This window comes from Streptomyces sp. NRRL F-5755 (genome assembly GCF_001279365.1).
GTDB lineage: Bacteria > Actinomycetota > Actinomycetes > Streptomycetales > Streptomycetaceae > Streptomyces > Streptomyces rimosus.
The window spans coordinates 32547-57138 of record NZ_LGCW01000272.1 but is presented as its reverse complement, the minus strand read 5'-3'; the positions used below and the strand labels follow the sequence as shown (position 1 = coordinate 57138).

The following is a 24592-nucleotide window of genomic DNA, read 5'->3' as shown; positions in this document are numbered from 1 at the left end:
TGCGGTCAAGAGGGTGTCCAACTGGGTCGTCACAACCCCGATGCTGGACACCCTCCCCGCGTCTGCGAACCCCGCATTCGGAACTACTCGTCTAGGCCGTACGGGCAGGCCCCGCCCGTCGGCGGGCGCGTACCGCCGGCCGCCCGCGCGCCCCGCCGCACAATCGCCCTCATGGATCTTCCCGTGATGCCCCCGGTGGAGCCGATGCTCGCGAAGGCCGCCCCGGACATTCCGCCCGGCATACAGTACGAGGCCAAGTGGGACGGCTTCCGGGCCATCGTCTTCCGCGACGGCGACGAGGTCGAACTCGGCAGCCGCTCGGGCAAGCCGCTCACCCGGTACTTCCCCGAGCTGGTCGAGGCCCTGTGCGCGGAGATCCCCGCGCGCTGCGTACTGGACGGGGAGATCGTCATCGCCCGGGACGGGCGCCTGGACTTCGACGCCCTGCTGGAGCGCATCCACCCGGCCGACTCCCGGGTGCGCCACCTGGCGGAGGTGACCCCGGCCGCCTTCGTGGCGTTCGACCTGCTGGCCCTGGACGACGAGTCGCTGATGTCCACGGCGCAGCGGGACCGCCGCGAGGCCCTGACGACGGCGCTGCGCGATGCCGCCGACCCGGTCTTCACCGCGCCGGTGACCGAGGACCTGGACGTGGCCCGCGAGTGGTTCGAGCAGTTCGAGGGCGCCGGGCTGGACGGCATCGTGGCGAAGCCGCCCGGCATGCCGTACCGGCCGGGACGGCGGGTCATGGTCAAGACGAAGCACGAGCGGACCGCCGACTGCGTGGTGGCGGGCCTGCGCCCGCACAAGAGCGGCCCGGTCGTCGGGTCCCTGCTGCTGGGCCTGTACGACGCGAGCGGCCGCCTCCAGCACGTCGGCGTCTGCTCGTCCTTCCCCATGCGCCGGCGCGAGGAGCTGATGGAGGAGCTGGCACCGCTGCGGACGGAGTCCGTCGCGGGCCACCCGTGGGAGGAGTGGACCAGCGAGGAGGCGCAGGCGGCGGGCCGGCTGCCCGGCGGTCCCAGCAGGTGGACCGGGAAGAGGGACCTCTCCTGGATTCCGTTGCGCCCCGAACGCGTACTGGAGGTCGCCTACGACCACATGCAGGGCGACCGCTTCCGGCACACCGCCCAGTTCCGCCGCTGGCGCCCCGACCGCGAACCGGAGCAGTGCACGTACGCACAGCTGGAGGAGCCGGTGCGGTACGACCTGGCCGAGGTGCTGGGGGCCTGATCGCGGCCCGCCGCTGTGCTACGGAAGCTCTTCCTGCAATGCGGCGACCACCCCGGCGATCCCCTCCACCGTCGGCGCGTCGAAATACGCCGAGAGCGGGACCTCCACACCGAGCCGGTCGAGTATCCGGGTCGATATCCGGGTCATGGTGATCGAGTGGCCGCCGAGGTCGAAGAGATCGTCCGTGTCGGTGAGTTCGGGGAGGCCGAAGACCTCGCGCCAGATGTCCCGGACGGCTTCCAGGGGACTGTCGGCCGCCGGCGGCTGTGCGATGGTCTCCTCGGGCGGCGCGGGCAGCGCGGCGCGGTCCAGCTTGCCGTTCGGGGTGGTGGGCAGGGCTTCGAGGGCCACGAAGACCTCCGGAACCATGTACGGGGGCAGGGCCGCCGCCAGTGCGCGCCGCAGTGGTCCCGTGTCCGCGGTACCGACGTAGTACCCGGTCAGACGGCCGTCCCGGACGGCGGCTGCCGCCCGGTCCACGCCCTCCAGCGCCAGCAGCCGGGACTCGATCTCGCCCAGTTCGATCCGGTGGCCCCGCAGCTTGATCTGATCGTCCGTGCGGCCGAGGAAGTCCAGGCGGCCGTCGCCGCGGTGGCGCGCCCGGTCGCCGGTCCGGTACATCCGGCTGCCGGGCGGTCCGAACGGGTCCGGCAGGAAGCGTTCGCTGTCCAGTTCCGGGCGGCCGACGTAGCCGCGGGCGAGGCCCGCCCCGGCGATGTAGAGGTCACCGGGCAGACCGGCCGGGACCGGCTCCAGGCGCTCGTCGAGCACATACACCTGGGTGTTGGCCAGGGGCCGGCCGATCGTCACCTCGTCCGGTTCGGTGTCGATCTCGTCGTAGGTCGACCAGATGGTGGTCTCGGTGGGACCGTAAACGTTCAGGAGGCGTCCGACTCGCGGGCGCAGCCGCTGCGCGAGCGTCGGGGGCAGGGCCTCGCCACCGGCCAGCGCGGTCACGGTGGGCGCGTCGAAACCGTTGTCCAGGAGCATCGCCCAGCCGGTCGGTGTGGCCTGGACGTGGGTGACGCCGTGGCGGGCGACCAGGCCCGCCAGCGCGGCGCCGTCGCGTGTGTCGCCCGCGCCCGCCACGATCACCGTGCCGCCGGTGACCAGCGGCAGGAACAGTTCCAGGCCGGAGATGTCGAACGAGACGGAGGTCAGCGCCAGCCAGCGGTGGCCGGGTCCGGAGCCGAGCAGGTCGCGCAGGGACAGCAGGAGGTTCGTCAGGGACCGGTGCTCGATCTGTACGCCCTTGGGGCGGCCGGTCGAGCCGGAGGTGTAGATGACGTAGGCGAGGTCGGCGGAGGCGGGTGACGGGAGCGGCGCGTCGGGGGTCAGCGGCTCGCCGTCGGCCGCGAGGGTCTCGGGCGACAGGTCGGTGTCGCCCAGTTCGTGCGCTGCGCCGGCGTCCGCGAGGACGAAATCGATGCGCTCCCGCGGGTATTCCGCGTCGAGGGGGATGTAGGCCGCACCGGCCTTGAGGACGCCGAGCAGGCCGATCAGGAGGCGTTCGGAGCGGCTCGCCCGTACGGCGACGAGCGCCCCCGCGCCGATGCCCTTGTCCCGCAGACGCGCGGCGAGGCGTTCCGCTCCGGCGTCCAGTTCCGCGTACGTCAGGCTGCGGTCGGCGTGGACGATGGCGACGCCGTCGGGCTGCCGGGCCGCCTGTTCCGCGATCAGCTCGGGGACGGTCCGCGCCGGGTACGCCACGGCCGTGTCGTTGACGCCGGTCAGCAGCCGCTCGCGCGCGTCGCCGTCGAGGAGGGGCAGTCCGGCCAGCGGTGTGTCCGGGTCGCCGGCCGCGTGGCCGAGGAGGGTCAGCCAGTGCCGCGTCAGGCTCTCGGCGTGTTCGCGGGCGAGGGACCGGGGCGGGTACTGGAGCAGTACGTGGAACGCGTCCGGCCCGTCGACCAGTTCGACGCGCAGGGCGTTGCGGGCGGAGTGGTTGGAGGGCGTCCAGTCGGCCGAGACGGTGAGCCCGGGGAACTCCGGCGCGGGCCCTGGGCGCCGGTAGGTGAGCGAGACCGGCGCGAGGGCGACCGCCGGCTTCACGCCCGTGCCGGCGCGGCCGAGCGGTACGTCGCGCACCCGGTACAGCTCGCTGAGTCCGGCCCGGGTCGCGCGGGCGAACTCCGCGAACGTCAGGCCGGGCTCCGGCGCAGTGGTGAAGGGCAGTTCGTTGACGTGGACGCCGATGTGGCCCTGCTGCTCCGGCGTACGGGTGCCGAGATCGAGGGCGGTGACCGGCACCGCGTTGCCGTAGCGGTACAGGAGGGCGTGCAAGGAAGCGACGATCAACTCGAAGCGGGTGACGCCCAGGCGGTCCGCGAGCGGGGTGAGCCGGGACCGCAGGTCTCCGGGGAGGGCGAATTCGACCGATGCGCCGGGTGCCGCTCCGTGGGCCGGGCGCTCCAGGCCGGGGAGCACCACATCGTCGTCGCCGAGCGGGTGCCGCGCCCAATGGTCCCGTGCGGCGGTCAGCTTGGCGGCGATCCGGGCGTCCTCCGCGCCGGCCGGTTCGGCGGGCGCGGGCTCCGGCGGTACGGGGGTGCCGTGCCCGGCCTCCGTTCCGTAGAGCGCCGCGAGGTCGGCCGCGAACAGTTCCATCGACTGCCCGTCGAAGACGAGGTGGTGGGCGACGACCAGCAGCCGGTGCTCGCGGGGGCCGATGATCTGGAGGACCAGGCGGCACAGCGGCCCCTCGGCGAGGTCGAACGGTGCCGTGATGTGCTGCCGGGTGGCCTCGGCGCCGGCCCGCTCGGTCACCAACTCGGGCCGTACGGGCGCCGGGACGAGGTGGGGGACGCCGTCCCGGTTCTCGACGGCGCTCGTGAGGTCCGGGTGCCTGCGCAGCAGGGCATCGCACGCGCGGCGCAGCGCGGCGGTGTCGAGCGGGCCGTCGAAGTGCAGGGTGAAGGGCACGTGGTGCACGGACCCGCAGTCGTCGAGCTGCTCGTTGAACCAGATCCCGCTCTGGGCGGCCGAGGCGGGACGGGCCTGGATCGGGGAGCGCGGGCTTGCTGGAGCGTCGGACATCGAACAGCTTTCTTCAGCGCTGCGGCCGAGGGTGGTCCCCGCCGATGGAAGCGCTCTCAATCTGCCTCACCCCGGCTGGGATATGCAACTATCTGCGCGAACTTCATCGCTTCCCGAAAGATTTCCGGTGAGTTCACCGGGTGCCGGGACGCGGCCGTCCGAACCGCCACACAGGCCGCCCGGCACGGCCGTGCACGCTTCGAGGGCACCGCGGAACGCCCCGGCGGACCGGTCAAACACGGAACTTACGACCATTGACACACTCCGCAACACTGTTCGATCATCTCGGGGTCACAAAGCGTCCAGCACGGCACCCGAATCGGGGTCCGTGTGCACGGGGCCGCCCGACCGGTGGCCCGGAAAGCGAGTGCGCATCATGGCCACTTGAGGCGGCGGGCAGACCGGAACCGGCCTGCCGGGTGGCCGACCGCACTTCCCCGCGGAAGTCCCACGGCCCCGCCCGTACTTCACCGCCGCGCCGAAACACCACCCCCACCACGCATTCCCGCCCCTCGTCGAGCCGTTCCGGCGCGCATGCGCGAACTCCCCGGCCCCCCTCCGCTCCGCGGATACGACTGCCATGAGTTCAGCCCGCGACTTCCCGCAGCGGCCTGCGCGGCGTCCGAATACGCACCCGCCCGCCAACCCCATTCCGGCCCTTACCGCACCGTATTCGGGCCCGGCCGGCGGCAGCTGTTCAGCCTCCGCACGAACAAACCTCCTCGCACAGAAGAAGAGCTAGTTTTGCCGGCGAATCAAACGTTCCGCGCCTCGACTTCCGAAAACCCCCGGACGACGCGGAAGCAGACCGCTGTCGAGCCGCTGCCGAGCCGTACCGGGCCGCTGGAGCTGTCCTACGCGCAGCAGCGGCTGTGGTTCCTGGCGCAGATGCGGGGCGCCGGCGAGGCGTACCACATGCCGCAGGCGTTCCGGCTGCGCGGACCACTGGACCGGGGCGCGCTGACCCGCGCCCTGGACGCGCTGGTCGCCCGACACGAGGTGCTGCGCACCCGCCTGGTCGCGGTGGCGGGCACCCCGTACCAGCAGATCGACCCGTCTGACGTGGGCTTTCCCTTGCAGGTCCACGATCTGAGCGGGGCCGGTGACGCGTCCGCGGCCGAAGCACGGCTCGCCGGACTCCTGCGGGAGGAGGCGATCGCGCCCTTCGATCTGGCCGAGGGTCCGCTGATCCGCGGGCGCCTGGTCGTGCTGGCGGCCGACCACCACGTACTACTGCTGACCGCCCATCACATCGCGTCCGACGGGTGGTCGATGACCGTGCTGACGCGGGAAATCACCGCGCTCTACACCGCTTTCCGCGCCGGTGAGGCGAATCCGCTGCCGCCGTTGCCGGTGCAGTACGCCGATTACGCGGCCTGGCAGCGGAAGTGGCTCTCCGACGGCGCACCGGCGAAGCAGGCGGACCACTGGAAGAAGGCACTGGCCGACGCCCCGGCGCTGCTGGAACTGCCCACCGACCGGCCGCGGCCGGCCGAGCAGGACTACCGCGGCGGAAAGCTTCCGCTGGAATTCGACGCGGAATTGACCGCGGCGCTGAAGAACGCGAGCCGCCGCAACGGCAGTACGTTGTTCATGACCTTGCTGGCGGGCTGGGCACTGGTCCTCTCCCGGCTGTCCGGCCATGCCGACGTGGTGATCGGCACGCCGGTGGCCAATCGCCGGCGCGCCGAGCTGGAAGGTCTGATCGGCTTCTTCGTCAATACCCTGGCACTGCGTGTCGATCTTTCCGGCGGACCGACGGTGGCCGAACTCCTCAAGCGGGTACGCGGTGTCGCCCTGGCTGCGCTGGAAAACCAGGACCTGCCGTGGGAGCAGGTGGTGGAACTCGTCAATCCGTCCCGCAGTCCGGCACACACCCCGCTGTTCCAGACCATGTTCGCGTGGCAGAACAGCGAGGAGGGCGAGCTGTCGCTGCCGGATATCGAGGTGACGCCGCTGGATTCGCCGTACGACGTCGCGAAGTTCGACCTGACCTTGTCGCTGGCGGAAGAGGACGGCCGTATTGTCGGCAGCCTGGAATACGCGCGGGCGCTGTTCGACGCGGAAACCGTGAAACGGTACGGCCGTTATCTCCGGCGCATCCTGACGCAGATGGCCGCCGACCCCGGCACCGCCGCCGACGCCCTCGCGCTGCTGGACGAGGAGGAGCGGGACCGGCTCGTCGCGGAGTGGGACGGGACGGTGCACCGGGCGGCGTGGTCCGGCGTGATCGACCGCTTCGAGAGCCGGGTACGCGAACAGCCCGGCCGGACGGCGCTGGTGTGCGACGGCGAGCGGCTGGACTACACGACGCTGGACCGGCGCGCCAACCGGCTCGCCCACGCCCTGCTGGCCCGCGGTGTGCGCCCGGACCAGGTGGTCGGCCTGCACGCCGGACGCTCGACGGCGCTGGTCGTGGGCGTCCTCGGCATCCTGAAGGCCGGGGCGGCCTATCTGCCGCTCGACCCCGAACTGCCTGCCGAACGGCTGGCCGCCATGGTGGAGGACGCCGCGCCCGCCCTGGTGCTGAGCGACGCACCCGTACCGTCCGGCGACTGGCAGTCACTGGCCGCCGTCGAGGCAGAGGGCCGGCGCGACGACGCACCCGGCATCGCCGCGCACCCCGACCGCCTGGCGTACGTGGTCTTCACCTCGGGTTCCACCGGCCGCCCCAAGGGCGTCGGCGTCACCCATGGCAACGTTGCCAGCCTCTTCGACCACTGGCTGGCGCGCTTCGACGACGGAGCGGGCGAGGCCGCGTCGTGGTGGTCGGGCATCGGCTTCGACTGCTCGGCGTTCGAGATCCTGCTGCCGCTCACCACGGGCGGCGCGCTGCACCCGGTCCCCGGTGAACTGCGCGCCGACCCCGACGCGTTGCTGGACTGGATGCGCACCCGCCGCATCGCGCAGGCGTTCCTGCCGCCCGCCTTCATCAAGTGGATTGATGAGGCGCCCGGGGAGCGGCTGGCCGGTCTTGCGCTGCGCCGCCTGCTGACGGGTGTGGAACCCGTACCGGAACAGGCCCTGCACCGTATGCGGGAATTCCTGCCTGAACTCCGCCTGCTCAACGGCTACGGCCCCTCCGAAACCACGGTCTTCAGCACCGGCTACACCGAACCCCGCCCGCTGTCCCGGCAGTGCCCGGTCGGCCGCCCCCTGGACGGCACCCGGGTCCGGCTGCTGGACGAGCGCCTGCGTCCGGTACCGCCCGGTGTGACCGGCGAGATCTACATCGGTGGCGCGGGACTGGCCCGTGGCTACGTCGGCCGCCCCGGCCTGACGGCCGAGCGCTTCGTACCGGACCCGTTCGCGCCCGGCGAGCGGATGTACCGCACCGGCGACCTGGCCCGGCGGCTGCCCGGCGGCGACGCCGAGTACGTCGGCCGCCGCGACCACCAGGTCAAGCTGCGCGGCTTCCGTATCGAACTGGGCGAGATCGAGGCGGCGCTGCTGGAGGGGCCCGCCGTGCGCGAGGCGGTGGTTCTGGCCGACCGGGACGCGGCGGGCGAGGCACGCTTGGTGGCCTTCCTGGGCCGGGGCGACGCCGAGGCGCGGCAGCCCGACGCATGGCGCACCATGCTGGCGCGCAGGCTGCCCGGCTACATGATCCCGGCGCTGTTCGTGGAGCTGCCGCGGCTGCCGCGCACCCCCAACGGCAAGCCGGACCGCGCCGCGCTGCTGGAACGGGCGCGGGCCGACGCCCCCGTCCAGGTCAACCAGGCCAGCCCGCGCGACCACGTCGAGCTGGCGCTGTACCGGATATGGCAGCGGGTGCTGGTCCGTTCCGAGATCGGCATCGGCGACAACTTCTTCGACATCGGCGGCACCTCGATCTCCGCGATCAAGCTGGCGCACGCGGTCCGCGAGGAGTTCGGCGAGACGCTGCCGGTGCGCGACATCATGCTGCACCCGACGATCGAGGCGCTGGGCGGGCGGCTGCGCCGCGGCGCGCCGGACCGGCCGGACAGCAATCTGATCGAGTTCCGGGCGGGTGACGGCCGGCAGCGGGTGATCTGCGTCCACCCGGCGGGTGGCACCGCCTTCTGCTACCTGTCGCTGGCCAAGGCGCTGCCCGAGTCCTTCGGTATCTACGGCATCCAGTCACCCGGCGTGAACCCTGGCGAGACCTTCCTGCCGACGGTCGAGGCCATGGCCGAGGCGTATCTGACGCTGGTGACGCCGCTGCTCGACGGGCCCGTGGTGGTCACCGGCCTGTCGTACGGCGGGCTGGTCGCCCATGAGATGGGGCGCCGCCTGGCGGAGTCCGGCCGTACGGACGTCAGCGTGGTGCTGCTCGACACCCAGGGCTCGGACGGGCCCGTGGACCCGGCCGCGACGGCGCCGGTGGACATGGCCGAGTTCCGCGACAAGCTCGTCAAGTTCAACGGCATGTACCCGGGCATCGACGACGAGCAGATCGACCAGTATTTCCGCATCTACAACCACAACCGGCAGACCGCGGGCGCCTACCCGGCACCGCCGTCGGCGGCCCGCACGGTCCTCGTCCAGGCCGTCGAGGACGGCACCGACACCCCGTTCCGGCGGGACGTGCGGGACTTCTGGCAGCGGCGCGCGAAGGGCGACTTCGTGGTGGAACCGGCGTACTGCGACCACTGGGAAATGCTGGAGAGCGCCGAGGTGCTGCGGGTGGCCGCGCTGGTGGAAGCAGAGCTTGCCCGCTTGGCCGCCGCTCCCCCGCCGCCCGGCAGCCCGTCGCTGTCCACCGGGCCGGAAGCCGAGTCAGCACAGGCGCAGGAGTGATCATGGAACCCGAACCGACCTTCCCGGCCTCCCCCTGCCTGGCCGAAAGCGTCCTCGCCCAGGCCCGCCGCACCCCCGCCGCCCTTGCGGTCGTGGACGGCGGCCGGCACCTGGACTACGCGGAACTCGACACCGCCAGCGCCGCCGTCGCACGGTCCCTGCACCGGCACGGCGTACGGCCCGGCCAGGCGGTGGCGGTCTGCCTGCCGCGCTCGTGGCAACTGGTCTGCGCGATGCTGGGCATCCTGCGGCTGGGCGCCGTGGTGGTCCCGCTCGACCGGCTGAGCCCGCCCGAGCGGCGACGCCACATCCTGACCGACTCCGCGAGCGGCACGGTGCTCCACGACGGTACGGCGCCCGACGGGCTGCCGGACGGCGTACGGGCCCTGCCGGTGGCCGAACTGCTCACCGACGGCGGCGACACCCCGCTGCCGCTGTCCGCCACCCCGCCCGCCTCCTTCATCTTCTACACGTCGGGCACCACCGGCCGCCCCAAGGGCGTCGAAGTGCGGGACGCCGGAATCCTGCGGCTCGCGCGCCCGGGGTGGATCGGCCTCGACGCGGGCGCGCGCTACGCCTGCCTGGCCAACCCCGCCTTCGACGCGCTGAGCTTCGAGGTGTGGGTGCCGCTGCTCACCGGCGGCTGCTGCGTGATCTTCGGCGACGAGGAGGTGCAGACGCCGCACCTGCTCAGCGACGCGCTGCGGCGCGAGCGCATCGACTCGCTGTTCATCACCACCGCGCTGTTCAACGCGGTCGCCGACAAGGTGCCCGACTGCTTCTCCGGTGCCGGCCAGGTGCTGATCGGCGGGGAGCAGCTGAACGCGCCGCTGCTGCGCCGCTGGTACCGCGACAACCCCACGAGCCCGACGCGGCTGCACAACATCTACGGCCCCACCGAGGCCACCACCTTCGCCCTCTGCCACCCTGTGCCCCGCGACTTCGACGGTGACGTGGTGCCCATCGGGCGGACGCTGCCGGGCACCGAGGCCCTGGTGGTGGCCGACGACGGCGCCAGGCCCGCCGAGCCCGGCGAGACCGCCGAACTGTACCTGGCGGGCGAGGCGCTGGCGGCGGGCTACCGCAACCTGCCCGACGAGACCGCGCGCCGCTTCGTACGGCTCCCCTGGCACGACGGCGGCGAGCGCCGCTTCTACCGCACCGGCGACCTGGTGCGCCGCGGCGCCGACGGCCTGATCGGCTATGTCGGGCGCGCCGACCGGCAGGTCAAGGTGCGGGGCTTCCGCATCGAGCCGGGCGAGCTGGAGCGGCGGATCGAGGCCCATCCGGCGGTGCGCCAGGCGTATGTGTGCACCCGCCGTGACGCGCACGGCGTCAATGAACTGCTGGCCTATCTGGTGCTCGGCGACGAGCTGTCGTTCGACGCCTTCGACCGGCACCTGGCGGACGGCCTCCCGGCGTACATGCGCCCGCACCACGTGTACCTGGTGGACGAGCTGCCGCTCAACGCCAACGGCAAGGTCGACGCGACGGCACTGTTGCGTCGCGACGACCGCCCCTGGCAGCGCCCGGAGACGGCGGAGGACGCGGCGGCCACGCCCTGGCAGCGCACGGTGCTGGAGCTGGCGGGCGAGGTGCTGGGCGTACCGGGCCTGCGGCCGGGCGACCGCTGGATCGCCAACGGCGGCGACTCGCTCAAGGCACTGCGGCTGCGCTTCGAGGTCCGGCGGCGCTGGAGCTGCGAACTGCCCCGGGCAGCGGTGCTCCAGGGCGATTTCGCACAGCTCGCCGCCGCGGTCGCGGAGGCTCGCGACGGGGAGGCCTCACCGTACCCGGAGCCCTCCGCCCCCTCGGGCGCCCGCTCCGCTCCCGCCACCTCGGAGCAGCAGCGGCTCTGGCTCCTGCAACAGCGCGACCCGCGGTCCTGCGCGTACAACGTCCCGCTGGCGTTCCGGCTGGACGGCGCGGTGGACACCGCCGCGCTGCGGGAGGCGCTGCGCCGGCTGGTGGCGCGTCACCCCGCGCTGCGTACGGCCTTCGAGGCCACGCCGGAGGGGCTGCGGCAGGTGGTCGGCGAGGCGTACGACCCGTGGGTGGCACCGGAATCACTGACAGGGACCGACGCGCCTGGAACGGATACGTCAGCCGAATCCGGCACGCCGACGGCCGACGAGCCCGACTGGCGCCCCGCCGCCCACCGTCTCTTCGCCGCCCCCTTCGACCTCGCCCGCCCGCGTCTGCTGCAAGCGACACTCCTTCCGCGGCCGGGCGGCGGCATCCTGCTGCTGCACCTGCACCACATCGCGGTCGACGGCTGGTCGCTCAATGTCCTCTTCCGCGAGCTGTCGGCCGATTACGCGGCCGCGCTGAGCGGCACGGAGGCGGCGGAGCCCACGGCGGCGCCGACGCCGCTGGACTACGCGGGCTGGCAGACCGAGTGGTTCGCGACCGACGCCTACCAGGCACAACGTGCCGAGCTCCACGGCTACTTGAACACCGTGGAAGAGGCGGCGGCCCCGCTAGAGCCCGCCCGCCCCCGGCCCCGCACCAACGGCCGGCTGCTGCGCGCCCCGCTCGACCCGGGCCGCCGCGCCGCGCTCGACCGGCTCTGCGCCGACCTGGATCTCACCCGCTTCCAACTGCTGCTGGGCGTGTTCGCCTGGAGCCTGTACGGCGTGACCGGGCGCTCGCGGCCGCGTATCGCCGGGCCGGTGGCCAACCGCCCGGTGCAGCCCTTCGAGAACAGTGTCGGCATGTTCGCCAACACCGTGCTGCTGCCGCTGGATCTGGCACCGCGCGAGCAGTTGCGCACGCAGCTGCTGCGGCAGGGTGCCGCCGTGCAGGAAGTGCTGGACCGGCAGGACGTAGCGCTGGCCGATGTCCTGGCCGACCGGGAGCACCGTACGGACGGCCCGCCGTTCGACTTTCTCTTCGTCCTGGAGAACACCGATTTCGGCGCGCTGACGCTGCCCGGCTGCACCTCCCGCCCCGAGTGGCCGGTGCCGGCCGAGGCCAAGTGCCCGCTGACGCTCTCCGTGGTCGAACACGACGCGGGCTTCGACTGCCTGTGGGAGTACGCCGCCGAGCACTTCGACGACGCCGAGGCGGAGGCGATGGCCACCCTGTTCCGGCAGGGGCTGGACGAGCTGGCCGACGGCGGTACGGCCACGCTGGCCGAACTGGTGGGCCCGTACCGCGACGGCCTGCCCGAGCCCGGCCGGGACGCCGCGACTCCCCCGGCGTTCACCACGGTGGCCGAGGGCTTCGCCCGTCAGGCGCGGCGGACGCCCGACGCTCCCGCGCTGGTCGCCGACGGCCGCACCCTGACGTACGCCGAACTCGGCGGGCACGCCGTCGCGTTGGCCGACGAGCTACGGGCGGCGTACCCCGCCCCGCCGGAGGACGACGACCGCCCGCGCTGCGTCGCGCTGCACTTCGAGCCCTCCGCCGAGCACGCGGTGGCGCTGCTGGCGCTGGCCCGGCTCAACCTCACCATCGTGCCGCTCGACCCGTCGTACCCGCCGAAGCTGCTGCGGCAGATCCTCGACCAGGTGCGCCCGCTGTGCGTCCTGGTGCCGCCGGACGGCACGGCGGCGATCGACGCGATCGCCCCGGCGGACCTGCCGCGCCACCCGGTCACGCTGCCGGACGCCGCCCCGGACGTACCCGCGTACGACGCGCCCGATCACGACGGACAACGGCCGCTCTACACGCTGTTCACCTCCGGCTCCACCGGTACACCCAAGGGCGTGCAGGTGCCCGACCGTACGCTGTGCAATCTGCTGCACTGGCAGGCCGACGCCGGTGGCCTGGCGGGCGGCGCCGTCACGCAGCAGTTCTCCATGCTGTCCTTCGACGTCTCCTTCCAGGAGATCTTCGGCACGCTGTGCAGCGGCGGCCGTCTGCACCTCGTACGGCCCGGCTGGCGGCAGGACGCACCGGCCCTGCTGGAGCAGCTGGAAACGGCAGGCGTCGAGCGGATCTTCATGCCGTACGTGGCGCTGCACCTGCTGGCCGAACACGGCGTCCGGCTCGGCCGCTTCCCGTCCCGGCTGCGCGAAGTGGTCACCGCGGGCGAACAGTTGCTGTGTACGGACGCGATACGCCGCTGGTTCGCCGGGCTGCCCGGCGCGCGCCTGTTCAACCACTACGGCCCGACCGAGACGCACGTCGTCAGCAGCCTCTGCCTGGAGGGCGACCCGGCGCACTGGCCGGAGCGCCCGGCCATCGGCAGGCCCGTCGCCAACGCGTGGCTGCACGTCGTGGACGAGGCCGACGCGCCCGTACCGCCCGGCTGTCCCGGACGGTTGCTGATCGGCGGCCCGATGGCCGCGCCCTGCTACCTCGGCGACCCGGCGCTCAACGCGTCCCGCTTCGTGGAGCTGCCCGGCCTGGGCACCTTCTACCGCAGCGGCGACCTGGCCCGCTTCGACCGGGACGGCCTGCTGCACTACCTCGGCCGCGACGACCAGCAGGTGAAGCTGAGCGGCCACCGGCTGGAGCTGGGACAGGTCGAGGCGGCGCTGCTCCAGCACCCGGGCGTGGTCAACGCGGTCGTGGTGCGCGACGGCGGCCGGCTGACGGCCTGTCTGGAGTGCCGCGGCGAGTCCCCGGCGCCGGAGGAACTGGCCGCGCACCTGGCGCCGCTGCTGCCTCCGTACGTACGGATCGACCGCTTCCGGCGGCTCGCGTCCCTCCCGCTCACCCCGAGCGGCAAGCTGGACCGGCGCCAGGCGCTGAGCGCGCCGGGCGAGGAGCTGCGCCCGCGTACCGCCGCCACGGCAGCGGCCCTGTCGCCGGTCGAGGCCCGGCTCACGGAGCTGTTCGAGGCGGTGGTCGGTACGCCCGTCGGCCCCGACGAGCGGTTCTTCGACGCGGGTGCCACCAGCCTCGACCTGATGCGCTTCCACCTGCGCTGCACCGCCGAGCCAGACCTGTCGTTCGGCATTCCCGACCTGTTCGAGCACGTCACCGTCCGGCGGCTGGCGCGGTTCCTGACCGGCTCGACAGCGCCGGAGACGCCGGTACGCCAGGACGCACCGGCGTCCCGCGCGGCCGACGAGCCGGTCGCCGTCGTCGGCATGGCCGTGCGGCTGCCCGGCGCGGACGACCTCGGCGCCTTCTGGGAGATGGTGCGGACCGGCGGGCGCGGCATCGAGCACTTCGACGCCGCCGACGGCCTGGTGGGCGCCCGCAGCCAGATGTCCGGCCTGCTGGACTTCGACCCGGACCACTTCGGCATCAGCCGCCAGGAGGCCCGGCTGATGGACCCGCAACAGCGCCACCTGCTGATGAGCGCGGTACAGGCACTGGCCCACGCCGGTATCACCGGTCCGGCCGGGCAGCGCGTCGGCCTGGTCGCGGGCTGCGGCGAGAACACGTACTACCAGTCCGTACTGCGCGAGGCCGACCCGGCGTACCTGCCGGACGGCTTCCAGATGGCGCTCCACCACGACAAGGACTTCCTCGCCACCAAGGTCGCCTACCACCTCGACCTGTCGGGCCCGGCCTTCACCGTGCAGGCGGCCTGCGCCAGTTCGCTGGTGGCGGTGCACGTCGCGGCCGGGCTGCTGCGCCAGGGCGACGCCGAGGTGATGCTCGCCGGCGGCGTACTGGTCGACACCCTGCTCACCGACGGCTACCGCTACCGGCCGCAGCACATCTTCTCCAAGGACGGCCACTGCCGGCCGTTCAGCGACGACGCCGACGGCACCATCGGCGCCAGCGGCGTCGGCGTGATCGTGCTCAAGCCGCTGCGGCTGGCACGGCGGGACGGCGACACCGTGTACGCGGTGATCACCGGCTCGGCGCTGAACAACGACGGCTCCGCCAAGCTCAGTTACAGCGCGCCCTCACTGGCCGGGCAGCGCGAGGTGATCCGCACCGCCCTGCGCCGCAGCGGCCGTACCGGCGCCGACCTCGGCTACGTCGAGGCCCACGGCACCGGCACCGCGCTCGGCGACCCGGTCGAGGTCGGCGCCCTGCGCCAGGCGTTCGGTCTGGACGGGCCGGACGGGACCGGCCACTGCGCGCTGGCCTCGGTGAAGAGCCAGATCGGGCACCTGGGCGCCGCAGCGGGCGTGGTCGGCCTGGTACGGGCCGCCCTCGCGGTCCACCACGGCGTCATCCCGCCCAATGTCGACTTCCGCCGCCTCAACCCGCAGATCGGCACCGACGCGGCGCCGTTCACCATTCCGGCCGAGGCGCGCCCGTGGCCCACCGGGCGGCCCCGGATGGCGGCGGTGAGCAGCTTCGGCATCGGCGGCACCAACGCCCACCTCGTCCTGGAGGCGGGCGAACAGGCGGAGGAGCCCGTGTCCGAGGTGCCCTGCCTGCCGCTGTCCAGCAGCAGTGCGGCCGGGCTGCGCGCCGACGCCGCGCGCATCGCCGACTATCTCCAGGCCCGGCCCGAGACGTACGGACAGGTGCTGCGCCACCTCCAGGCGGGCCGCCCGGCCCACCGCCGACGGGCCGCGGCGGTCTGCGCCGACGCGGCGAGCGCGGTGGCGTGGCTGCGTACGGTCGCGGAGGCCGAGCAGGTACCGGACATCGCCCCGGCACCGACCGACGCGGACGGCCCCGAGGAGCCGCTGCCGGCCGAAGGCCGCTCCCCCGAGGAACTGGCCGACGCCTGGCTGACCGGGCGGACGATCCGCTGGCCCGCCGGTCCGGCGCAAGCCCCGTGGGACTTCCCGCCCCCGGCGTTCGAGCTGTCCACGTACGACTTCCAGCGCGCCACGCCGGAGACGGACGCCCCCGCAAACCAGGCCACCACCGAGGCACTTCCCCAGCGGCTGCCTGCGACCGACTGGCTGCACCAGCCGCACTGGGTCCGGCTGAGCCGTGCCGTCCCGGCCCCCGCGTCGCGGACGCCCGGCGGTCTGCTGGTCGTCGTGACCGCCGAACCGCTGCCGCCCGAGGCGCTGCGCTCCTTCGAGGCGGGCTGGTCCCGGGTGGTACGGGTCGGCGCGGCCGGCGCGTACGCCCGGCCGGCGGACGACGTGTACGAGGTGGACCCGGCCGACCCGGCCTCGCTGCGGCAGCTGCTCGACGCGCTGGGCGACCCGGGCGAGGCCGTCATCGACTGGCTGCACGCCCTGCCGCTGGCGGTCGACGGCCCGGTGGACCAGGACGCGCTGACGCGCGCCCGCTGGGCCTGCCTCGACACGCCCGCCGCCCTGCTGCAAGCCGTCGCCGGTACGCCGCTCGCGGAGAAGGTGCGGCCGTGGTGGCTGTCGTACGGTGCGCAGCCGGTCGAAGGGCCCGTACGGCGGCCGGAGCTGGGCCTGCTGGCGGGGGTCTGCGAGGTGGCTCCGCAGGAGTGCGCCGTCGACGGCCGCTGGCTGGACCTGCCGAGCCGCGAACTCGCCGACTGCGCCGAGCAGTTGGCGGCACTGGCGGGACGCGCCGACGACTCCGGCACGCTGCCGCGGCGGCTGGCGCTGCGGCAGGGGTACTGGTGGCAGCAGGCGCTGCTGCCGGTGCCCGCCCCCACGACGGCGCCGTCTTCCGCGCTGCCTTCCGTACTGCCGGACGAGGCGGGTACGTACCTGATCCTCGGCGGTACCGGCGGCATCGGCAGCAGCATCGCGGCCTGGCTGCTGGAGCGCTCCGACTGCCGGGTGGTCCTGCTGTCCCGGCAGCCGCGCGTGCCCGCCGAGCTGACGGCGTGGGCCGACCGCGTCGAGCTGGTCGAGGCGGACCTCGCCGAGACGCCGACCGAGACCGTCCTCACGCGCATCGACGCCGTGACCCACCGGATCGACGGTGTCGTGCACGCGGCGGGCACGGCGGCCGGCGGCCTCGTCACACGGCGGGACGCCCCGGCGATGCGCCAGGCCATGGCCGCCAAGCTGCACGGCGCCCTGCTGGCCGAGCGGCTGATCGAGCGGCACCGGCCGGCCTTCGCCGCGTACTGCTCCTCGATGGCGGCGCAGTTCGGCGGCATCGGCCAGTTCGACTACGCCGCCGCCAACGGCCTGCTGGACGGCTTCGCCCGGCACCGGAGCGGCGAGGCCGAAGCGACCCTGCGGATCGGCATCGACTGGGACATCTGGAGCGAGGTCGGCATGGCGCGCGACGCCCTGCGGACGGACGCCCGCCATCAGGCCCACCTCGCGGTCGGCCTGGCGGTGAAGGAGGGCCGGCGGCTCTTCGCGCGGGCGCTGGAGCTGCAACTCCCGCAGCTGCTGGTCTCCACGACGCCCATCGAGGAGGCCCGCGCGTTCTATGAGGCTCCGGCCGACGCGTCCGTGCCGCCCGTCACGTCCGGCACCGCAACCGCCTCGGCCGCCGCCGAACTCGCCGACTGGCTCGGCCGCTGGCTGGGCCTGGACGAGCTGGACCCGGACGCCTCGCTCTACGACCAGGGCGCCGACTCGCTGACCATGCTCGATCTGATCGGCAAGGTGGAGGAGCACTTCGGCGTCGATCTGGAGCTGTCCCAGCTCAGCCATCAGGTCAGCCTGAACGAGGTCCTGGTCAAGGCGGGGGCGGAACCGTCCGGCGCGGACCGGGCCGCCACCAAAGCCGCCGATGATCCGGTGACGCTGGAGGTCTGGCAGCAGGGCACCGGTCGCGACCTGCTGTGCCTGGTCCACCCGGTCGGCGGCGACATCCAGGCGTACCGCGCGCTGGTGTCGGCCCTCGACCCGCGCTTCACCGTCTGCCTGATCGCCGACCCCGCGCTGCGCCTCCCCGACCCGCCGGCCTGGTCCCTGACCGAGCGGGCCCGGCGCTACCACGCCGCCCTCGAAGCGCGTTTCCCGCACACCGGATGGCGCCGGCAGCTGGCCGGCTGGTCCTTCGGCGCATGGGTGGCGCAGGCGATGGCGGCCGAAGCGGAGGCGGCAGGCCGTCCGGCCGCCGCGCTCCACCTGCTCGACCCGCCGCCGCCGGACGCCGCGCCGCACTTCAGGGCGTACGACGAGACCCAGCTCGAAGCGGTCTTCGCGCACGAGCTGGGACAGGGCGGCACGGGTGAGCCGGCGAGCCGGGAGGCGCAGGCGTACGCCGAGCGGCTGGCGCGCTGCTGCCGGGCCAACATCGCCGGCATGGCCCGGCACGACGTACCCCGGCTGACCGGCACGCCCACCCACCTGTGGCTGGCGAACCGGCCGGTGGAGGGACTGCCGGACCTGGGCACGCCGGAGGCGAAGCAGCGCAAGTGGCGGGACCGGCTGCCGGACCTGCGCGGCTGGCAGAGCGTGGACACCACGCACTACGGCATCGTCCGGCCTCCGTACGTGCGGGCCGTGGCGGACGCGGTGAGTACGTACGCGGCGGGCGCGGTGGACGCCGCCGCACCGACCGACCCGGAGCGCCGCTGATGCCGTACCTGACCGAGGGGAACGCCCCGTACCCGCCCGCCCACCGACCACCCGTCCCCCGAGCCGAGGCCACCACCATGCCGACCGAGAACCCGTACCAGTCCCTCCCGCCGCGCTCCTTCTGGCGCACCGCCGTGGCCGAGCCGGACCCGGCGGACATCGGCGGGCTGTGGACCCCGAAGTTCGCCATCGGCCAGGACGACGTGGTCCTGACCGCGGGCTCCTGCTTCGCCCGCCACATCGGCCGTGCCCTGCTCGAACGCGGCATGAACTGGCGGGACGCCGAACCGGCCCCGCCGGGGCTGACCGAGGAGGAGCGCCGGGCCCGCCACTACGGCGTGTTCTCGTTCCGTACCGGCAACATCTACACCGCCGCGATGCTGCGGCAGTGGCTGTCCTGGGCGCACGGCGAGACCGCCCCGCCCGACGAGGTGTGGACCGAGGACGGCCGCTGGTACGACCCGTTCCGCCCGGCCGTCGATCCGGAAGGGCACCCCACGGCGGACGCGGTACGGGCCGCCCGCGAAGCCACCCTGGCGGCGGTGCGCGGCGCCGTCGCCGAGGCGGACTGCTTCGTCTTCACGCTGGGCCTGACCGAGGCGTGGGTGGACCGCCGCGACGGCACCGTGCAGCCGGTCTGCCCCGGCACGGTGCGCGGCGCCTTCGACGCCGGGCGGTACGCGTTCCACAACTTCACCTTCGACGAGGTCCGCCGCGACCTGTCGCACGCCATCGCGCTGGCCCGCACCGTCAACCCGGGCCTGCGGGTGCTGCTCACGGTCTCCCCCGTACCGCTGACCGCGACCGCCACCGGCGGCCACGCCCTGACCGCCACCACGTATTCGAAGTCCGTGCTGCGCGCCGTGGCCGGTCAGCTGGCCCAGGAACACGAGGACGTCGACTACTTCCCCGCGTACGAGATCGTCACCGGCTTCCCGTTCAAGGCCGGGTTCTTCGAGCCGAACCTGCGCACCGTCACGCCGGAGGGCGTCGCCTTCGTCATGCGCCAGTTCTTCGACGCGCTCGCCCAGGCACCGGCCGCGCCGCGGCCCGCCGCCCCCGCCCAGCCCGCACCGACCGGAGAGGACTTCTGGTGTGACGACGCCGTACTCGACTACTACAACCAGGGCTGAGCCGGGCGCGGACGCGTCGGCGCGCGCCTCCGCCGCCCGGTTCCTGCTGCTCGGCGACTCGCACGCCGGGCCCGTCGGGCGGGCGGCGAAGGCGGCCGGCATCCCGTTCAGCGGCGGCCCGATCGGCGCCGGACGCGACTTCAACGCGGAGTTCTTCGACGCGCGCGGCACCGACGTGGTCTTCCGCAAGGCCGAGGCGGACGCGTACTACCGCCGGTTCCTGGACGAGCTGGGCATCGCCGGGCTCGGGGAGCTGACCGTCCCGCTGGTGTGCACCTTCGGCTTCAGCGCCCACTTCATCGCCACGACCGAGAACTGGCGGATCTACCGGGTGCGCGGCGGCGGCTTCGCCCCGGGCTTCCTGGAAAGCCCCCTCTTCGAGGACCTGGTACGCGCCACGGTCCGCGACGCGCTCACCTTCTACGCCCACGCACGCGAACTGGGCCTGCGCGTGCTGGCGGCAATGCCGCCGCAGCGCGTACCGGGCCTGTCGTCCCCGGACGTGTTCATGGCGGCGCAGGACGTCGTACGCCGTGCGGTCACCGCGCTCGGCGTCGAGGTCGTGGACCTGCGCGAGCGCGTCACCGACGGGACCGGCCTCCAGCGGCCCGAACTCTGCGAACCCAACGACGTGATCCACGGCAACCTGGCCTTCGGCCGGCTCATCCTGGCCGACCTGCTGGCCCGGGGCCTGTGACCGCCCGTTCCCCCGACCCACCCCGTATACCCCGTACCACCCCAGGAGGGGCGCAATGGAGCAGTACGCACTGGACGCCATCGAGCGCGTCACGACCCGCGAGCCCGAGGTCTACGACACCATCGCGGTCGACCCGATCACCCCGCTGACCGGCGCCGAGATCACCGGCCTCGACCTGTCGAAGGAGCTGACCCCCGGCCAGGTGGACGAGCTGCGGCGCGCCTTCCTCGCCCACCACGTCCTGGTCTTCCGCGACCAGGAGCTGACGCCCGAGGACCACAAGCGGCTGGCGGGCCACTTCGGCGAGCTGCACCCGGTGGCGGCCCCGGCCGAGGGCTCCGACCCGTACGTACTGGAACTGAGCACCACCAAGGAGTCGCGCGCCGTGGCGGGCAACGGCTGGCACGCCGACGGCACCGCCGACGCCGAGCCCTCGCTCGGCTCGATGCTGCACATCATCCGCCCGCCGGAGGGCGGCAGCGGCGGCGACACCCTCTTCGCCAACATGCACCTGGCGTACGAGCTGCTGTCCCCGGCCATGCGGACGTTCCTGGACGGCCTCACCGCCGTCCACGACGGCATCCTCCCCTGGCAGGGCCAGACCCCGCCGGCCGACTACGTCGTCCCCGTCAACGAGCACCCCGTCGTGGCCCGCCACCCCGAGACCGGCCGCAAGCTGCTGTTCGTCAACGGCGCCTACACCTCGCACATCCCGCAGCTCACCCGCGGCGAGAGCAGGGCCGTGCTCGACATGCTCTTCGACCACATCGCCCGCACGCCGCTGCTGAACTGCCGGGTGCGCTGGGCCCCCAACACGCTGGTCTTCTGGGACAACCGCTGCCTCCAGCACCACGCGACGTGGGACTACTACCCGCAGACGCGCTACGGCCGCCGCGTCGCGATCAAGGGGCAGCGGCCTCAGGCGTGACGCGACCGGCCGCCGCTCCGGGCCGTGGGTGCCCGGGGCGGCGGCCGGTGGGGAGAACCGTTACGGCTCAGGCGGCGGCCGCCGCCCTCTCCAGGCTCTCCGCCAATCCCTCGGCGAGCCGCCCGTACGCCGTACGGCACCGCTCGTCCTCCTGGCCGTCGGCCACCTCCCGGTTGGCCTCGGCCAGTGCGTAGGCGTGGATGTACGCGCCCGGGTACGCCTCGGCATAGGCCCGCGCGTCCCCGTTCGCGTACGCCGCCGCCACCGCCCGGGAATTCGCCAGGGCGTGGGCGTCGGCGAACGACCGCGCATTGGCACCGGTGTTGAGCTTCGCGTAATACGCGGCGAACTCCTCGGTCTTCTCCTCGCCGTAATCATTGGCCACCGCATAAGCACGGGCATTGGCCGTCGCCGTGGCGAAGGCGTCGGCATAGGCATAAGCCAGCCGGTAAACCTCCCGCAGCGCCGGTTCCAGCGCCGCGGCCCACTCGCTTTCCGTGCCCGGGTCCCCCGCCGCGGCCCGCTCGTGCAAGGCGCGTACGGCCTCCAGCTCCGCGCCCGTACCGCCCCGCCGGGCACTCGCCGCCACCAGCATCGGCAGCGCCGTCCGCAGGTGCCAGTCGTGCACCACGCCGAACGGAATCCGCCCTTCCAGGCGCTCGACCTCCCCGTACACCCGGCGCGCCCAGTCCGTCGCGACCTCCACGGGCTGCCCGTCGAACAGCGCGGCGGCCACCGGCACGAACCACGCCGGCGCGGTCACCCCCTGCGCGCTCCGCGCACCGCCTCCGCCCGTACCGGGCCCGTCGGCTTCCAGCTGCGCGAGAAAACACGAAAACGCCTCGGCGGCGACCGGGGACGAGCTCATCAGCCTCTCCTCTTACGTTCGCGGGGGCCTTTACCGTATCCCGGCGTACGGCCGGCACCCATTTCCGACGACCGTCACAACCCAGCTACAAACACCGGCGGCCACCGGCGGACACGGCCGGCGCAATTCCCGGCCATGCAATGCTGAGACGTCGGCAGTTCACGGCACGGACGGGAGAGTCGGAAGCGTGGGGGCAGTGATACGACGGGGCCTGACCGGTGTGTGGGACCGCTTCGCGGCGTCCGACCCGGGACTGCTGCGGCTGATGGCGGGACTGCGGACGGTGGCGGCCATCGCGCTCACCCTGGTCGTCCTCGCCATCCTCGGTACCGATGTCACCCACCTGGTCGCGGGCGCCATGACGGCGATGGTCGCCACCTTCGCGATCAAGGAGAAGCAGGTACGCGGCCAGGCCGTCACCCTGGCGCTCGGCCTGCCCGTGGCGCTCGCCGCGGTCTCCCTCGGCGCGCTGCTGCACAGCCAGGTCATCGCGGGCGACGCCTTCTTCGTGGCCCTCATCTTCGGCGCCGTCTACTGCCGCCGGTTCGGCGACCGCGGCACCGCGCTGGGCCTGATCGGCTTCCAGACCTACTTCGTCTCCCTGTTCGTCGGCGTCACCGCGTCCGCCCTGCCCCACCTGGCCCTGACCCTGGTCATCGCCTTCGCGTGCAGCGCCGTCGTCCGCTTCACCGTCGTACCGGAGACGCCGCAGCGCATCCTGCGGTGGCTGCGCGGCGCCTTCCGGGCCCGGGTCGCCCAGCTGGTCGCCACCCACATCGAACTCCTCGATGCCCGCCCCGACCAGCTGGACAAGGTCCTCGACGACCTGCGGCGGCACACCGCCCGGCTGCACGAGTCGGCCCTGATGATCCAGGGCCGCCTGGAGGACGGCACCCGCGACCAGGCCACCGCCTCACTGCTCCAGCGCCGTATCGCCGACGCCGAGATCGCCACCGAGCGGCTGGGCGTCCTGCTGCTCAACGCGCGCACCGCCGAGCGCGCCGACACCCTCACCCTGCACCTGCCCCAGGCCCCGCTGCCCACCGCGGCGAAGAACGAGATGCCGGCCGAGGACCCCGCGACCGTCACCCTGCGCCGCGACCTCAACGCCCTGCACCTGCTGGTCTCCCGTGGGGCCTCCGACCACTCCGGCACGGCCGTCGCCCACGTACGCAACCGCCTGCTCGGCTACCGCGACGAGGACAACCTGCCGCGCGCCTCCATCGCCGTCCAGGACGTGTTCCGCGGCATCGGCGAGGCCGCCCGCTCCGTCCTGGGCCTGCGGCTCGCGCTGGACGGCCCCCAGGACGAATCCGACGACACCCCCGCCACGACCCGCTCCCGCGAGGAGTTCGACGCCGAGGACGTCGCGCTGGCCGGCGCCGAGGAGCCCGAGGAGGACGACCGCACCGGCCTGCGGCGGCCCACCACCCGGGCCGCCTTCCAGATCGCGGTCGGCTCCACGCTCGCCATCGTCGGCGGCGAGTTCCTCTCCGCCCAGCGCTGGTACTGGGCCGTGCTGACCTGCTGGGTCGTCTTCCTCAACACCGCCTCCACCGGCGAGATCATCATCAAGGGCTACCGCCGCCTGGTCGGTACGGTCCTCGGCGTCGTCGCCGGTGTCGCGCTCGCGGGCCTGGTCGGCAACCACACCTGGACGGCGTTCGCGCTGATCCTGCTCTTCGTCTTCGCGATGTTCTTCACGGCGCCGCTCTCCTACGCCCTGATGTCCTTCTTCGTCACGGCGATGCTCGGCCTGCTCTACACCCTCCTGAACACCTACAGCCTCGACGTCCTCATCCTGCGCATCGAGGAAACCGCCCTCGGCGCCGCCTGCGGCATCATCGCCGCCGCCCTCGTCCTGCCGGTCCACACCGACCGCCGCACCGACGACCTCCTCGGCACGGTCCTGACCAAACTCGACGAGGTCGTCGCCGCCTCCGTCGACCAGCTCAGCGGCGGCCCCGCCACCGACCTCCTCGGCCTCTCCCGCGACCTCGACACCGCCCTCGACGACCTACGCGCCTCCACCCGCCCCCTGACCCACCCCATCACCCCCCTACGCGTCCGCCGCCAAACCGTCCGCTACGTAGTGGCCCTCCTCGAAACCAGCGCCTACCACGCCCGCTCCCTGGCAGCCACCGCCGAACTCCTCCCCTACAGCAAAACCATCGCCGCCGACCCCCGCCTGGAACGCGTGGGCCACCGCATAGCCCACAACATCGAAACCATCACGGCGCATGTACGGGGCGAGAAGACGGACGCGAAGGTTTCTTCCGGCGCGACCATCATCTCTCTGCTGGAGTCGGATGGTTCGGGAGCACCGAATCCCGGCACGGTGACGTATCGGGTGCTGCGGCATTTGCAGCGGTTGGATGAGGGGATTTCGGGGTTGGCGAGGCCGTTGGGGGTGGCGGTGGAGGGACGGACGGAGAAGAAGGGGCAGCGGGGTGCGCGGCCCGGCTCGAAACAGCAGGCGACGCGGGCGGGGTCGGGAACCGCGCCGTGGTGAGCGGGGACCGCACGTCGGTTGCCCTGGTGCACGGGTAGCTCCACCATGAGGATGTGTGGGCGTTCGGCGTCACGGTGCTGTCCGGTCGGGTCCGCCCCGCCTCGGTGTTGGGAGCGGCCTTCGTCGCGCTGCCC

Annotated in this window: 9 protein-coding genes; 7 read left to right on the top strand and 2 right to left on the bottom strand. The window is 73.3% G+C overall.

Annotated features, from left to right (window positions below; all coding sequences use genetic code 11):
- Window positions 1-171: 171 nt before the first annotated feature.
- Complete coding sequence (locus ADK86_RS25540; protein WP_053698682.1) at window positions 172-1233, top strand: ATP-dependent DNA ligase; 1062 nt, start codon at window positions 172-174, stop codon at window positions 1231-1233.
- 18 nt (window positions 1234-1251) lie between these two features.
- On the opposite strand, the gene ADK86_RS25535 is transcribed toward ADK86_RS25540, so the two are convergent.
- Window positions 1252-4269, bottom strand: a complete 3018-nt coding sequence (locus tag ADK86_RS25535; protein WP_053698681.1) for a non-ribosomal peptide synthetase — start codon at window positions 4267-4269, stop codon at window positions 1252-1254.
- A gap of 744 nt (window positions 4270-5013) precedes the next feature.
- Here ADK86_RS25535 and ADK86_RS25530 point away from each other — a divergent pair.
- From ADK86_RS25530 to ADK86_RS25510, 5 genes are read left to right on the top strand one after another with little or no spacing between them, the layout of a single operon-like run.
- On the top strand, window positions 5014-9030 hold the full coding sequence (locus tag ADK86_RS25530; protein ID WP_063789085.1) for a non-ribosomal peptide synthetase: 4017 nt from the start codon (window positions 5014-5016) through the stop codon (window positions 9028-9030).
- 2 nt (window positions 9031-9032) lie between these two features.
- Window positions 9033-18320, top strand: coding sequence for a non-ribosomal peptide synthetase (locus tag ADK86_RS25525; RefSeq protein ID WP_053698680.1), 9288 nt, complete (start codon window positions 9033-9035; stop codon window positions 18318-18320).
- On the top strand, window positions 18320-19453 hold the full coding sequence (locus tag ADK86_RS25520; protein WP_234346029.1) for a GSCFA domain-containing protein: 1134 nt from the start codon (window positions 18320-18322) through the stop codon (window positions 19451-19453). The genes ADK86_RS25525 and ADK86_RS25520 overlap by 1 nt, the downstream gene beginning before the upstream one ends.
- Window positions 19416-20150: a hypothetical protein gene (locus tag ADK86_RS25515; protein WP_234346028.1), complete on the top strand. Its 735-nt coding sequence runs from the start codon at window positions 19416-19418 to the stop codon at window positions 20148-20150. The genes ADK86_RS25520 and ADK86_RS25515 overlap by 38 nt, the downstream gene beginning before the upstream one ends.
- A 55-nt stretch (window positions 20151-20205) precedes the next feature.
- Window positions 20206-21078: a TauD/TfdA dioxygenase family protein gene (locus ADK86_RS25510; RefSeq protein ID WP_004571774.1), complete on the top strand. Its 873-nt coding sequence runs from the start codon at window positions 20206-20208 to the stop codon at window positions 21076-21078.
- A 67-nt stretch (window positions 21079-21145) separates the two neighbouring features.
- Here ADK86_RS25510 and ADK86_RS25505 read toward each other — a convergent pair whose 3' ends face one another.
- Window positions 21146-21946, bottom strand: a complete 801-nt coding sequence (locus ADK86_RS25505) for a hypothetical protein (RefSeq protein ID WP_053698679.1) — start codon at window positions 21944-21946, stop codon at window positions 21146-21148.
- Window positions 21947-22211: 265 nt separating this feature from the next.
- Between ADK86_RS25505 and ADK86_RS25500 the strand changes: the two genes are divergently transcribed.
- Complete coding sequence (locus ADK86_RS25500; RefSeq protein ID WP_078952267.1) at window positions 22212-24458, top strand: FUSC family protein; 2247 nt, start codon at window positions 22212-22214, stop codon at window positions 24456-24458.
- Window positions 24459-24592 lie beyond the last annotated feature (134 nt).